The sequence below is a fragment of the Acinetobacter sp. ANC 4178 genome (assembly GCF_004331175.1).
Classification (GTDB): Bacteria; Pseudomonadota; Gammaproteobacteria; order Pseudomonadales; family Moraxellaceae; genus Acinetobacter.
Map to the genome: position 1 here is coordinate 267,181 of NZ_SJOD01000006.1, position 14,970 is coordinate 282,150.

At 44.0% G+C, this 14,970-nt stretch carries 13 protein-coding genes; 5 read left to right on the forward strand and 8 right to left on the reverse strand.

Going from position 1 to position 14,970, the window contains the following annotated elements; translation table 11 throughout:
* The first annotated feature begins 140 nt into the window (after positions 1-140).
* Positions 141-1,640, forward strand: coding sequence for a PLP-dependent aminotransferase family protein (locus tag E0H87_RS13975; RefSeq protein WP_205677758.1), 1,500 nt, complete (start codon positions 141-143; stop codon positions 1,638-1,640).
* 69 nt (positions 1,641-1,709) lie between these two features.
* Here E0H87_RS13975 and E0H87_RS13980 read toward each other — a convergent pair whose 3' ends face one another.
* From E0H87_RS13980 to E0H87_RS13995, 4 genes are all read right to left on the reverse strand, one after another.
* Positions 1,710-3,149 carry an amino acid permease gene (locus E0H87_RS13980; protein WP_131324141.1) on the reverse strand — a complete coding sequence of 480 codons (1,440 nt, stop codon included), beginning with the start codon at positions 3,147-3,149 and terminating at the stop codon, positions 1,710-1,712.
* Positions 3,150-3,665: 516 nt separating this feature from the next.
* Positions 3,666-4,247 (reverse strand): single-stranded DNA-binding protein, encoded by a 582-nt coding sequence (ssb, locus tag E0H87_RS13985; RefSeq protein ID WP_131324142.1) that lies wholly within the window; start codon positions 4,245-4,247, stop codon positions 3,666-3,668.
* Between the two features lie 51 nt (positions 4,248-4,298).
* Positions 4,299-5,663 (reverse strand): MFS transporter, encoded by a 1,365-nt coding sequence (locus E0H87_RS13990; protein ID WP_131324143.1) that lies wholly within the window; start codon positions 5,661-5,663, stop codon positions 4,299-4,301.
* A 149-nt stretch (positions 5,664-5,812) separates the two neighbouring features.
* Positions 5,813-6,898, reverse strand: a complete 1,086-nt coding sequence (locus E0H87_RS13995) for a DUF475 domain-containing protein (RefSeq protein ID WP_131324144.1) — start codon at positions 6,896-6,898, stop codon at positions 5,813-5,815.
* Between the two features lie 210 nt (positions 6,899-7,108).
* Between E0H87_RS13995 and tenA the strand changes: the two genes are divergently transcribed.
* The 3 genes from tenA (at position 7,109) to E0H87_RS14010 (ending at position 9,125) form a co-directional block, all read left to right on the forward strand.
* Positions 7,109-7,783 (forward strand): thiaminase II, encoded by a 675-nt coding sequence (gene tenA / locus E0H87_RS14000; RefSeq protein ID WP_131324145.1) that lies wholly within the window; start codon positions 7,109-7,111, stop codon positions 7,781-7,783.
* 70 nt (positions 7,784-7,853) lie between these two features.
* A complete protein-coding gene (locus E0H87_RS14005; RefSeq protein WP_131324146.1) occupies positions 7,854-8,225 on the forward strand; it encodes a MerR family transcriptional regulator in 372 nt (123 codons plus the stop codon).
* Positions 8,226-8,318: 93 nt separating this feature from the next.
* The gene (locus E0H87_RS14010) at positions 8,319-9,125 is read left to right on the forward strand and encodes an SDR family NAD(P)-dependent oxidoreductase (protein WP_131324147.1); all 807 of its coding nucleotides are present in this window, start codon (positions 8,319-8,321) and stop codon (positions 9,123-9,125) included.
* Between the two features lie 43 nt (positions 9,126-9,168).
* Here the strand turns inward: E0H87_RS14010 and E0H87_RS14015 are convergent, their stop codons facing one another.
* From E0H87_RS14015 to E0H87_RS14030, 4 genes are all read right to left on the reverse strand, one after another.
* Positions 9,169-9,510, reverse strand: coding sequence for a GlpM family protein (locus tag E0H87_RS14015; protein WP_131324148.1), 342 nt, complete (start codon positions 9,508-9,510; stop codon positions 9,169-9,171).
* Positions 9,511-9,887: 377 nt separating this feature from the next.
* Positions 9,888-10,241 (reverse strand): DUF1304 domain-containing protein, encoded by a 354-nt coding sequence (locus E0H87_RS14020; RefSeq protein ID WP_131324149.1) that lies wholly within the window; start codon positions 10,239-10,241, stop codon positions 9,888-9,890.
* Between the two features lie 69 nt (positions 10,242-10,310).
* Positions 10,311-11,288 (reverse strand): zinc-binding dehydrogenase, encoded by a 978-nt coding sequence (locus E0H87_RS14025; RefSeq protein ID WP_131324150.1) that lies wholly within the window; start codon positions 11,286-11,288, stop codon positions 10,311-10,313.
* Between the two features lie 3 nt (positions 11,289-11,291).
* On the reverse strand, positions 11,292-11,894 hold the full coding sequence (locus E0H87_RS14030) for a TetR/AcrR family transcriptional regulator (protein ID WP_131324151.1): 603 nt from the start codon (positions 11,892-11,894) through the stop codon (positions 11,292-11,294).
* A gap of 243 nt (positions 11,895-12,137) precedes the next feature.
* Between E0H87_RS14030 and uvrA the strand changes: the two genes are divergently transcribed.
* Positions 12,138-14,969, forward strand: coding sequence for an excinuclease ABC subunit UvrA (uvrA, locus tag E0H87_RS14035; protein WP_131324152.1), 2,832 nt, complete (start codon positions 12,138-12,140; stop codon positions 14,967-14,969).
* Position 14,970 lies beyond the last annotated feature (1 nt).

Sequence of the window (14,970 nt, forward strand, 5' to 3'; positions counted from 1 at the left end):
TTTCATCGTCAATTACAGCTTTGGTCTATGCATCCGTTCGCCTAATTTCAGGATGCTTTACAATGACTGCCTATGACTGTAATTTCGCGTTTCTTGGCTCAACTGACCAGAGCCACTTTTTAACTGTAGGAGAGAGCCAATTGCGCAGTTTGTTAGGTGATCATTTATTACAACGTCTCCAGCAGGATACGGAAGGTAAGCTGCATCAGCGTTTATTCCGTTGCTTGAGAGGTGCGATTACCGAAGGCGTCATTCAGCCTAAAACGCGTTTACCTGCCTCTCGTGATTTGGCCAGTGAAGTCAAGGTATCACGCAATACCGTGCTGTCTGCCTACGAGCAACTGCAAGCCGAAGGTTATTTAGAGGCGCGTACAGGTCACGGCACTTGGGTTGCAGAACACTTACCCGAAGTGTTTTTAAACACCATTCATGGCAAAAAAGTTGAAGGGATTGCCAAAGCCAAAAAAAATGCGTCTTTATCACAACGTGGCACACAAGTGATGGGACATGCCGCGGCATCTCCACATCAATGGGGGGCTTTTGTACCCGGTGCGCCTGATGTGACTGAATTTCCGCACCATATTTTTAGTCGGATTCAAGCACGTTTAAACCGTGAACCCAATATTGAACAATTAATTTACAGCAATGCGGGGGGCTGTTTAGAGCTACGTAGTGCACTGGCCGATTACTTACGTGTCGCTCGCTCAGTTCAATGCGATACCGACCAGATCATTATTACGGAAGGCATCCATCAAGCCATTGATCTGGTTTCACGTGCCCTGTGTGATATTGGCGATCAAGTCTGGATTGAAGATCCAGCCTATTGGGGCATGCGTAATACTTTGCGTATTAATGGCCTAGACATTCTTCCTATGCCTGTAGATGCTGATGGGATTATTCCAGAACAAAATCCGAAAAAGCCACCCAAGCTGATTTTTGTGACACCATCACATCAATACCCATTAGGCTCGCATCTGAGTTTAGAACGACGCAAGCAGCTTTTGAGTATTGCCAAACAAAATAATAGCTGGATTGTGGAAGATGACTACGACAGTGAATTCCGCTTTTCGGGACAACCTTATCCATCACTGCAAGGTTTAGAGTCAGATGCTCCCGTCATCTACATGGGAACGTTCAGTAAAACCATTTATCCTGCCCTACGTATTGGCTACTTGGTGGTGCCCCGTTCGCTGTTTTCACCATTACGAATTTTGGCCGCAGAATTGTATCGTGGTGGACATTTACTCGAACAAAAAGCTTTAGCGGTGTTTATTCGTGAAGGACATTATGAAGCGCATATTCGACGTATGCGTCTGCTGTATGGTAAACGTCGTGCTTATCTGGTCGATTTAATCCATCGCTACTTGGGTCCCGAATTTGTCCACGAATACAGTCATGTTTCAGGGCTGCATCTGGTGATGAAGCTGCCTGAACAGTGCGATGATGTGGCGATTGCCTCCACCGCCTTGGAGCGCGGCATTAAAGTTCGCCCATTGTCTCAATATTATATGCACTCACACGCACGCGCACAGCGTGGCCTGCTGATGGGCTTTGCCTGTGTGAATGAGCGCGATATGGTGATGTCGTTTGGTGTGCTATTACAATGTCTGCGTGAAGCAGGTGTACCCACCGTGAATTAATTTTTTTCATGCCATCAAAAAAAGAGTCTCCATATGGAGACTCTTTTTTTAAATTTAGATCAGCGAAGATTAAACCAGCTTCTGTTTATTGCTATGCCCTAAATGTGATGCTCTACGCTCTTTGCCCCAGCCTAATTTTTCAGACAACAAGCCAAAGAACACAATCGTACCGAACAACACTGTGGTATAGATCACTTCTTTAAAATAGGTACCTTCAATCAACATGGTCAGAATAGCCCCAATAATGGCAATGATCACGCCATAAGTTACATAAGGGAACATCCACATTTTAAAGTCAATTTGTACCCCTTCAGCTTCGAGCTTTTTACGCATACGAAGTTGTGAATAAGCGATCGCCAAGTACACATATAATGTTGCTGCACCTGTCGTCAGCATGAAAACATCATAGACATCCATACTCTTGGTTGCTGTTAAAAGCACCGCAATCACAGAGAAGAGACAAGAAACAATGACACCTACCGCTGGACTACCATGACGGTTCACCGTACCAAAACTCTTCGGAGCATCACCACGTTTGCCTAAAGAGAACAACATACGTGAACAAGTGTACAGTGCCGAGTTAAAGCAACTACAAACCGAAGTCAGTACAACGAAGTTGACAATATGACGTGCGCCAGGAATTCCCAGTGCGGTCAGGGTCACACTATACGTACCCCAAGTCGAATCTTTTAATAGTTCATTGTTGTGTGGAATCAAACACACGGCTACAAACATTGAACCCACATAGAACAAGATAATACGCCAAACCACTGAGTTAGAAGCCTTGCGAATTTCTTTTGAAGGATCCGCTGATTCTGCAGCTGCAACCGTGACAATTTCAGCACCAATATAGGCAAACATCACCCCCAGTAAGGCAGTAATGACCGAGGATGCTCCATTGGGCATAAAACCTTGCGAAGTCAAATTGCTGATACCAGATGCAGCAGGATTACCCCACGGCCATAAGTGCATAATCGCTAGACTCCCCAGTACAAGGAAAATCACAATCGCGATGACTTTGATCAGGGCAAACCAGAATTCGAATTCACCATAGTTTTTCACGTTTTGTAAATTGACCGCGACCAAAGCACCAATCACAACCACCATATAGGCCCAGATTGGAATAAATGGAAACCAGCTATTTAAAATTTTACCTGCAACATACGCTTCCCAGCCCATGAGCATGGCAAGCGTACACCAATATAACCAACCAATCGAGAAACCCGCCCAACGACCAATAGCACGGTCAGCATAAGTGGAAAAAGAACCACTGTCAGGGTTTAAAACAGCCATTTCACCAAGCATTCGCATGATGAACCAAACCAATAAACCACCTAAAGCATAAGTGAGAAAAACCACAGGTCCAGTGTTATAAATAATGCTGCCTGAACCGACAAATAAAGAACCACCAATGACACCTGCAATTGAGATCATGGTCAAATGGCGAGATTTAAGCCCGTTATGTAAGCCTTGAGAGCCGTTGGCTCCTGACGTTTGATGTCCAGCCATACAATTTTCCTTAACATGATAGAAATATAGCTGTCCCAAAGTTGGTTTACCCTAGGTCATCGATATTCCTAATTTTTTGGTGAATCTGCCCAATCGCCTAAGGAGAAAGGATGGAGTGGGCAAATCCGACGTTTCCGTATGCATACTTCTATATAGGCTTAATTTGTCGGTTTGGCACTCAAGAAACGAGAGCCACTTTTCTTATGAAGGAAAGAGCCAATTGTTGTTTTTATGCACTATTTTTGTGCATTAATGTTATTATTCGGGGTTTTCAACTGCTAAATACAGCGCATATTTAATAAAAAAATAGATATATATCAAATTGTTATCATGAATAAATCATTAAAATGCATGCCTATTGCAGTACTCCATATTCTAAAATGCATCGGTTATTTATTATCTATAACTTTAGTATGGCTTGACATTGTGTAGCCAGACTAAATAAAAAAACCTTCCTAGCGAGGCCAAGAAGGTTTTAAGTGTTTGGAGGCAATTGGACTGAGGTATTTACCTCAATTAGAACGGTAAATCATCATCCAAATCGGCAGGCGCTGGTGCAGAAGGTGCGGCTTTAGGTGCATTGCTATAGCCCCCTTGGGTATTGCCACCTGCCTGATTATTATTAAATCCGCCAGTGTTGCCATAACCTTGGTTGTTATTGTTGTTATAACCTGTGTTATTGCCATAACCACTGTTTTGATTATTATTGAAACGTGGTTGGTTAAACCCTGCGTTATCGCTCGGTACGCCTTCGCCTTGCTGACGGTTTGAATCGAGCATTTGCATTTGTTCACCACGAATCTCTGTGGTGTAACGTTCTTGACCATTTTGGTCTGTCCATTGACGCGTACGCAATGAACCTTCAATATAAACCTTTGAACCTTTACGTAAATATTGCTGTGCAATTTCACCTAAACGATTGTGTAAGACAATTCGGTGCCATTCAGTTTGTTCTTTACGTTCACCTGTGCTTTTGTCAGTCCAAGAATCGCTGGTAGCGATTGAAAACTGAGTAAGCGAGCCCCCATTTGGAAAAGTTTTCGTTTCAGGATCTCGGCCTAATGTACCGACTAAAATAACTTTATTTACACCGCGCATCTGATGTTTACTTCCTATCTATTTCTATTATTTACTTTATAAGAGTTATGCTTAAATGGCTACCTCTTTCCCCAACAACTGCGTTAAATGTTGTCGCGCAGCTTCATCAATTCGCTGCTTGTCCACTTTCACATACGCCACTTGCTGGTCCGACATCACCACGACTTCTTCAATACCACGAATCGCTAAAAGTTGAGAAGTCCACTCATCTGTTTGTTTATTTTCAGGTAAGCGCAACACCAACGATGAAAGATAACGTGGTTGAGCCAATCCAAAACTGATGAGTAGCCAAATTATAGCAATTGCCGTGAGGATACTCCAACCCAATGCCGTGTTATTCAGCATCAATAATTGACCGCCTAGCGTACCGCCAAAAAATGCCCCTAAAAACTGACTACTGGCATTTACGCCCATCGCTGTGGCTTTGGACTGAATCGGTGCAGCTTTAGACAGCCACGATGGCAATAAAGCTTCCATGACGTTAAAGGCAATGAAGAATAAACCCAGTCCGATCAATAAGATATATTTAGATTCATAGCCAAAAATGAGGGTAATTAAACCTAAAATGATGCCTGCAATTGCAGTGAGAAAAATACTGCGCATTTTGCGATATTTTTCCGCCACAATAATACTGGGGAAAGCAAAAAACAGGCTAATGACCAGCAAAGGCAGATAAATTAAACCATGCTTGGCTAATGGAATTTTTGCAAATTCAATTAATTGAGATGGCACATAAATAAACATTGCCGTGAGCAATAAATGCAGGGTAAATACGGACACATGTAACCGATTCAGATCTGACATTTTCAGCACTTGCTTTAACTGTGCCAAATAGCCTTGCTGGAAGTTTTTATGATGTCGAGTCACTTTGGGTACCAGCAACAACATGGCAATTGCCGCTAAACCCATAATGGTTGTAACCCAAAACAGCCCTGAAATTCCCACCAAACTGGTCAACCATGGCCCCAAACTAAATGCCACCACAAAAGACAAACCAATACTCATTCCCATGGCAGCCATGGCCTTGGTACGTTGCTCTTCACGGGTGACATCGGCCAGTAAAGCCATCACCACCGCAGAAACCGCACCCGCACCCGCAATGGCACGACCAATAATGACCCCATAAATGCTGTCCGACATCGCCGCAACTGCCCCACCAATTGCAAACAACAATAAGCCCAGCACCACCAAAGGTTTACGGCTAAAACGATCGGCAATCAAGCTAAACGGAATTTGTAAAATGGCTTGGCTTAATCCATACACGCCTACTGCCAAACCTATCAACGCAGGTGTCGCATGTTGATACGACTGACCAGCCACGGAAAAGACTGGAATAATCATGAACAGACCCAACATGCGCAATGCAAAAATACTGCTTAAAGCAAAGGTCGAGCGGCGTTCTAAGGAATTCATCATATCAATAGACTTAAATGCGTTGAATTTGGAGGTTATGCTACAACATTCAGATATGAATGCGTGGCGATTCTGAATTATCTCAAGAAAAAAGGGCGCAATTCAATGCACCCTGAATTCTACTGTGTGGACATTTCGTTCACATTAAAGGTTTAGCCTTGCTGCCCTTGGCGTTTGCTATATTGAATTGAGGCCATCACTGCCCAAACAATAAAAGCGACACCAATTAAACCCGTCACCACTTCTGGAACATGTACGCCTGTACCACTGGCCAACATAATAAATGCCAACGCACCAATCGCATAATGTGCACCATGTTCAAGGAAAATGTAGGCATCTAGAGTGCCTTTTTCAACCAGATAAATGGTCATTGAACGCACAAACATTGCACCAATAGCAAGACCCAGCATAATGATGACTACATCCGAAGTAATCGCAAATGCACCAATTACACCATCAAAGCTGAATGAAGCATCGAGGACTTCAAGATAAATGAAGCCACCTAGACCTGCTTTGATCACGCCTGTAGATGCACCACTGGCATCATGTGCCACAGCATTGCCTTCTTCATCAATTTCAGGCTCACCACCCAACAAATGACTCAGCACTTGCACGCCGATATACACCACGATGCCCCAAATACCCGCCATCGTCACCAACAAACGTTCAGCATCTGAAACATTGGCTGCCATGATCAATAACGCAATCAGAGAAATAAAGACGGACATTGCAGGCACGTTGGCTAAATTGGCTAAACGGTGCTCTAACCATTTAAACCAATGGGTGTCTTTACCTTCATCAAAGAAGAAATTCAAAAACACCAGCAATAAGAACGCGCCACCAAAGGCGGCAATTTCGGCATGATGGGCCATCAGTTTTTCTGAATATTGCTGTGGCTCATTCAAGGCCATTTTCACTACTTCTAGCATGCCCATATCGGCAGTTACTGCCACAATCACAATAGGGAACACCAGACGCATGCCAAATACAGCAATAATGATACCCACGGTTAAGAAGATCATTTTCCAAAAATGATCCCATCCGCGAAGTACAGAAGCATTCACGACCGCATTATCAAACGACAAAGAAACTTCCATCACCGCCAAAATCGCGGTAATGGTTAACGCAGTAAACATGGTCTTCAAGCCTGCGTCAGGACCATGCGTAAAGCCCCAATAAGCAGAAATTGCAAGACACACAATCGTAAATAAGATCGAGAAACCAAAATGTTTCATCATAACGAAGTGACCTTTGGATAATAAGAGCGCTATAGCATGACTACAGCATAAAAATTCATGCGCGATATTATGACGCTTTTACGCGCTAAACCAAAATTGTTCTGCGATTTTTTCTGTGAAGCCCCCCACTCTGCAAAAATGGGTCGTCTATTGAGCATGCTTGGGTTAGTCTAGTCGCCATAATTTGTAAAGATAGACCAGGAAACCCACATGCTTTTTTCTGAACAATTGTGGCAGCGTAATCTCGACCTCTACCAAAAAACTTTAGCGCTTCCTTTCAATCAAGAGCTTGCACAAGGCACACTTAGCCGTGAAGCTTTTTCTCATTATGTTATTCAAGATGCACATTATTTATTGGCGTATGGCCGTGCCCTCGCGGTATGTGCAGCAAAAGCGTATGAAGCCGATGATGTCATGCAATTTTCGGACGCCGCAAAGATTGCGATTGTGGTTGAGCGCAGTTTGCATGACAGCTTTATGCAAGAATTTGATGTGTCTAAACAACAATTTGAAACCACACCACTGACCTTGGCTTGTCATCATTACACGTCATTTTTAAGCGCGACGGCATGGTCAGAAAGTTATCCTGTCGTGCTGGCTGCATTGTTACCTTGCTTCTGGATTTATGCCGAAGTTGGTCAAGACATTGTGCAGCATTCTGTAGCTAACAATCCGTACCAAGCTTGGATTGATACCTATGCAGGCGAAGAATTCCATACTGCCGTGCGCAATGTCATTGCCACTGTAAATAAAGTCGCCGCACGTTGTGATGCTGACACCTTAGAAAAAATGCATGCGGCGTATCGTATGGGTGCCAAACTCGAATGGTTATTCTGGGACAGTGCTTATCATCAAAGACAATGGTTGGGTTTAGACCATCTATAATTGAAACCTATATTGCACTGATCATGAGGTCTTTTGTCTCATGGTCATCTTTAAAACGATTGAGAAAAATATGTATATTGGAGAATTGGCTGCTTTAACAGGCACCACCCCAAAAGCCATTCGGCATTATGAAAAACTCGGTTTATTGCCCGTTGCAAAAAGAAAGGGAAATTATCGTATTTATGCCGCGATTGATGTCCAATCGGTCAAAATGATTCGCCTTGCCCAAGCGGTTGGATTTAGTCTTGCCGAGCTTTACGACCTTTCGGTTTTAAAATATCAACAGAACCGATTTCCTGTAGAAGTGGCGAAGGCTTTAATCGCCAACAAGCATCAGCAAATTTTAGAACACCAACAAGCCTTAAACCGTTTACAAGAAAACTTAAAGCAATTAGAAGATGAAATTACCCAAACTTATATGACCGACCACAGCGCGGGATAGCGCAGTCAATCAACGAGTCCGCAAATTAAAGCTTGACTCTGCCCTTAGGGGAAAGGTTTATGGTCAGAACTCCTTTTATTTTGGATCTATAAAATGAGTTCTCATCTTTCTAGCTATAAAAATTCAACAGCATTAATTACAGGTGCATCTTCAGGAATTGGCAAAGCCTATGCGCAAAAGCTTGCATCTTTAGGCATTCACCTAATTTTAACCGCGCGCTCTGAACAAAAACTGAATGAGTTAGCCCATGAACTTCAAGAAAAATACAACATTCAGGTTGAAGTGATTGGTCTAGATTTGGCTCAACCCCATGCCGCACAAAAGCTGTTTGATGAAGTACAAACACGAAAATTATCGGTCGACATTTTAATTAACAACGCTGGATTTGGAAAATGGAGTCAATTTCTAGATCAATCTGCCGCAACCTACAACGAAATGATCATGCTTAACATGAATAGTGTAACGTCCTTATGTTACTTATTTTTGCCACAAATGCTGACGAGCAAAAAAGGTATCATGATCAATATCGCATCGACAGCAGCGTTCCAGCCTTTGCCTTATATTGCGGTCTATGGAGCAAGCAAATCTTACGTGCTTAATTTTACTGAAGCACTTGCAGGAGAATATGCATCTTCAGGGGTTAAATTCTTGGCGGTTTGCCCTGGCAATACCGAAACCAACTTTACACAGGTGGCAAATGCCGATACTCGCGGCATGAAAAGCTCTTCAGTTGATGACGTCGTTTCAGCCACATTAGCAGCCCTCGATCAAAACAAAACATCTGTGATTGTCGGGTGTAGCAACTATCTCACCGCTCAATTGCCCCGTATTTTGTCTCGCAAGAAAATGCTTCGTATGGCTGAACGTATTCTCAAAGACCGCGTTCTGAAAGCATCATAAGTGCATCTCGATTGAAAAGATTAAGACACTTGGCTTAATCTTTTCAATGCTGAAAGATTTGCCACGCATAAATTAAACCTGCCGCAGCCACAACCCAACTGAGTGTCGCCAGACCCAAACATGACCACATTGACATGCGCGTCGCCAACACATAAACAGCAGCTAAATAAATGGCATAAGGAATCAGAGACCATAAGCCAAACAACGCAGTTTTTTGTAAGGCTTCTGCCCCTTTTTGTTGGTAGACAATCACATGTGCAATCAGAGCAAAAGTGGGAAACAGCGGAACCAAGCCCGCAATATAAAAAGCCTTACTTTTCGATAAAATTGAAATCAGCAGCACGACTGCTGCGCCCAACATACATTTTAAAAATAATGCCCACATACTTCGGTTCTACCCAATACTTTCACCATCTAGCCAAGCCCCATATTCTGCGCTTTTAAAGGCCAACTTGCATGTGCATTTAGTGGAAATATCTAGGATAAAATTTGGATTTCGAGCCAATTCCACCTCATCTATCTGCTTCCAGATAGATGGGACGATGCTCTGTTGGCGTAAAATTTTGCTCAACACCACAATCACTTTCTGCAGATTTTAGAAAAAGAAATTAATTATTACGCCCGCCAACATCATGATCTGCCAAGGCAACATGCTTTCGAGTCCGTTGAGTCTATTTTTGAACGTCGATTTGTCTTGGCTTGCTAAATCATCCCAAGCAAAGGTGATATGTATAGGTTAACACCTCAATGCAGTTTTATTTTTTAAAGTAAATTGACCGCCAACAACGCCAATAGCGCAGGCACTGCCTGAATATAAATAATCTTTTTACTGGCAGTTAAACCACCATAAATCCCTGCTACCAATACACAGCCTAAAAAGAAATTTGCCAAAGCTAAGGCATAACTTTCAGGTGCGCACAACGACCAGAATAAACCTGCTGCCAAGAAGCCGTTATACAATCCCTGATTTTGTGCCATAACCTTGGTCAATTGGGCTTTTTCAGGGGTATTGCCAAAGGCTTTCAAGCCATAAGGTTTATCCCATAAAAACATTTCTAGCACTAAAATATAGACATGCAAAACTGCAATGAGTCCCACTAAAATTTGTCCGAGCATTTTTATTTTCCTTGTTGTTTTATCTGCGATGGCAAAAGTGAGCCTTTTGGCTCACTTCAACCTTCAAAATTAAGGTTTAAATAACACTTTGCCTTGGCGTGCTGCTTGGGTTGCTTTTTCCGCGGCTTGCGACACCTGATCAAAGGTATAAATTCCTTCGACAGGTAGAGTCAATTTCTGCTGTGCCGCGAGCGTTAACAATTCAACCACCAACGCTTTTTTACGTTCCGCAGGCATATGCTGATTCACCACACTCGCCCAAAATCCTTTGATTGTGGCTTGTTTAAAGATTAAATCGCCCGATTCGATCTGCATGGTTTCACCCGTCATACTCCCGAAGGAAACCAATAGCGAGTTTTCACCCAATAAGTTCAGCAATTCACCGCTGGCTTTACCCCCAATCGAATCGACCCCAACCATCAATGGCTGATCCCCCTGAATGGCTTTAACTTGGGCTTTCCAATCGGCTTGATCAGTTGCCACTGCATTTTGGATGCCTAAAGCAGTCATTTCGGCAACCGCTTCTTGACGACGAACTAAATTAATCACATGAATGCCACGTGCTTGTGCCGCCATCGCCACGGTTTTACCCACTGCACCATTGGCAGTGTTTTGAATCATCCACTGACCTGACTCTAAGTTGGCAAAATCCAATAACATTAAAGAGCTGAGAGGCATGGCAATCAATTGCGCTGCCAATTCATCTGCAATGCTATCAGGTAAAGGAATCAGTGCTGCTGCGGGTGCCAGACAATATTCTGCCCAACTGCCATGAATGCCCGCTACGGAAACACGCTGTCCCAATTCAAAACCTGTAACACCTTCACCCAATGCATCAATTACTCCAACCGCTTCACTACCCCCAATGGCAGGTAGTTCAGGCTTATAGCCATAGCTACCACGGACTGTCCACACATCATGGTTATGAATCGGGGATAAAGTCACTTTTAAACGGACTTGCCCTGCTTTCGGTTCAGGTTGCGGCATATCTGCTTGTTCTAATACATCAACTGGTTCGCCAAAACGACGATGAATAATACTGCGCATGGGTTAATCCTTGATGGGTTGTAAGAGGTTTTGTGTGGTTTCAAGTGCCAAATGTAAAGGGGCTTTGTCTTGTGCCAATTTGGCCAGCAAGGCTGCACCCAACCACAGTTGATACATCACTTGTGCCATTTTTACAGGCTGAATATGTGTGGGAATGGAACCTTCCTGCTGTCCTTCCTCAAGCAAAGTCGCGACGCGTTCGGTTAATTTCTGCACCCCGAAATTCAGGATTTGACGCATATCTTCAGACAAGTCAGAAACTTCTGCCGCCAATTTCACAATCAGACAGTTTTCCGCCCAACCGCCATGAATCGGGTCTTCAATCCACGCTTGCCATAACGCCATCAATCGCGCATAGGCACTGCCATCAGTCAGTTGCCACAACTGCTCTACCTGATTTTTATAGTCCGTGATGTACTGCTCTAACAGTGCACAGCCAAAGGCTTCTTTCGAGGCAAAATAATGGTAGAACGAGCCTTTTGGCACGTCACAGGCTTTTAAGATTTCTTGTAGCCCCACCCCGACAAAGCCTTTCTGTAAGACCAGTGGAAAACTAGTCTCTAGAATATGCTGGCGGGTGGCTTCACTTTTCATTGATCGTTTCATGAGCTGACTATATTTTATTATTAGACCAGTCGTCTAGTAAAGTTATGTAACTTCACAAGGATAAATTTCTACAGTAGCCACTACGGCAAATGAATGTTAATAATAGCTGCTTAAAATACGCTACATTGTTCAAAGCGGATTTATCCGTCATGATTTGTCGTTTAAAAATCCAGATCACTGACTTGAACAATTTTAAAACGCTATCATATAAGTTTCTATTTGCACAATAATTGAGATGTTTTCATGAGCCAAAGTCATATCCGTATTCGAGGTGCACGTACCCACAATTTAAAAAATGTGAGCCTCGATATTCCCCGCGACAAGTTTGTGGTGATCACGGGACTTTCAGGTTCAGGTAAATCCTCTCTCGCTTTCGACACCTTGTATGCCGAAGGTCAACGTCGCTATGTGGAGTCGCTGTCTGCCTATGCGCGCCAGTTTTTATCGCAAATGGAAAAACCTGAGGTCGATTCGATTGAAGGTTTAAGCCCTGCAATTGCCATTGAGCAAAAATCGACTAGCCACAACCCGCGTTCAACTGTAGGCACTATTACTGAAATTTACGACTACTTACGTCTGCTTTATGCACGTGTCGGTACGCCTTTTTGCCCTGAACATGACCTGCCAATGGTGGCACAAACCATTTCGGAAATGGTCGATGCAGTCAAAACCCTCGAAGAAGGCACCGCTTTAATGTTATTGGCGCCTGTCGTGCGTGAGCGCAAAGGCGAATACAGCAATCTATTTGAACAACTGCAAAGCCAAGGTTTTGTTCGCGCGCGTGTAGATGGTGAAATCATCGATATTGATTCACCCCCTGAACTAGACAAAAAGAAAAAGCACACCATTGAAGTGGTGGTCGACCGCTTTAAAGTCCGTGATGACTTAGGCAACCGTATTGCAGAAAGTTTTGAAACCGCTCTACGTTTAGGCGGTGATATTGCAGTACTGTCATGGATGAAAGGCGAACATCCTGATCGCGTCTTTTCAGCCAAACACTCTTGTCCTAAATGTGACCGTGCTGTAGCAGAACTGGAACCACGCCTGTTTTCATTTAACAATCCCTTTGGTGCCTGCCCTGTCTGTGATGGTTTAGGTACACGTAGCCATTTCAGTGCCGACAAACTCATTCCAAATTCAGAACTGTCAATTAGTCAGGGTGCCATCCGTGGTTGGGACAGACAACGCCCGTATTACTACAGCATGATTCAAAAAGTTGCAGATCATTTCGAATTGTCACTCGATACTCCGTGGAACGAGCTGGATAAAGACACCCAGAAGAAATTTTTATACGGTACAGGTAAAGAAAAAGTCGATTTGAGTTATATCGATGAGCGTGGACGCAAGCACAATCGGGTACAACCTTTTGAAGGGATTTTACCGCATCTTGAGCGTCGTTACCGTGAAACAGAGAGTAACTATGTACGTGATGATTTGGCACAGTATTTATCCAATGCGGCTTGTGATGCCTGCGGCGGTTCACGTTTAAACGAAATTTCCCGCAATGTGCGTGTCAAAGACAAAACTATTGCTGAAATCACTAAAATGTCGATTGGTGATGCGGCAGCCTATTACCAAACCCTGAATTTAACAGGGGCCAAAGGTGAAATTGCCGACAAGATTTTTAAAGAAATTCGTGAGCGTCTACACTTCCTCGTGTCTGTCGGATTGAACTATCTGAGCCTGTCGCGTTCAGCCGAAACCCTGTCGGGCGGTGAAGCACAGCGTATTCGTCTGGCTTCGCAAATTGGCGCAGGCTTGATGGGCGTCATGTACGTGCTGGATGAGCCATCGATTGGTCTGCATCAACGTGACAATGACCGTCTACTGGAAACTCTGGTGCGCTTGCGTGACCTCGGCAATACCGTGTTGGTGGTCGAACATGATGAAGATGCCATTCGTGCAGCCGATCATATTATTGATATTGGCCCAGGTGCGGGCGTGCATGGTGGTGAGATTATTGCCGAAGGTACAGCAGATGAATTGGCACGTCATGAAGATTCACTCACAGGACAATATCTGTCTGGAAAACTCAAAATTGCTGTGCCTAAACAGCGTACGCAACCGCCACGTCCTGACGAACAGATTAAACTCATGGGTGCTGCTGGACACAACCTAAAAGATGTTGATCTCACCATTCCACTGGGTGTGATGACCTGTGTTACAGGTGTGTCGGGTTCAGGCAAATCGACTCTGATTAACCGTACTTTATTGCCATTGGCTGCGACTCAACTCAATGGTGCAACGACGTTAACTGCTGAAAAGTTTGACTCGATTGATGGCTTGCAATTCCTCGATAAAGTCGTGGATATTGACCAAAGCCCGATTGGGCGTACCCCACGCTCGAATCCTGCCACCTATACAGGTTTATTTACCCCAATTCGTGAATTGTTTGCGCAAACGCCAGAAGCCAAAGCCCGCGGTTATGCGGCAGGTCGTTTCTCCTTTAACGTGAAAGGCGGACGCTGTGAAGCCTGTGAAGGCGATGGCATGATTAAAGTCGCCATGCACTTTTTACCCGATATGTATGTGCCCTGCGATAACTGTCATGGCAAACGCTATAACCGTGAAACGTTGGAAGTCGGCTACAAAGGCAAAAACATTTCTGATGTATTGGATATGACGGTTGAAGATGCGATGCATTTCTTCGAAGCCATTCCTGTGATTCACCGTCGTTTAGAAACGTTAAACCAAGTTGGCTTGGGTTATATCCGTTTGGGGCAATCTGCAACCACACTGTCTGGCGGTGAAGCTCAACGGGTAAAACTGGCACGAGAGTTGGCAAAACGTGATACGGGTAAAACCTTGTATGTACTGGATGAACCGACCACAGGCTTGCATTTCCATGACATTGCCAAGTTGCTCGACATCCTGTATGAGCTACGTAACAAAGGGAACACCATTGTAGTGATTGAGCATAATTTGGATGTGGTGAAAACCGCAGACTGGATTATTGACTTAGGCCCTGAAGGCGGTGCGGGCGGCGGTCAGATTATTGCCGAAGGTACACCTGAACAGGTCGTGAAATCTAAGGTTTCCCATACTGCGAAGTTCTTGAAGCCGTTGTTGAAGTAAC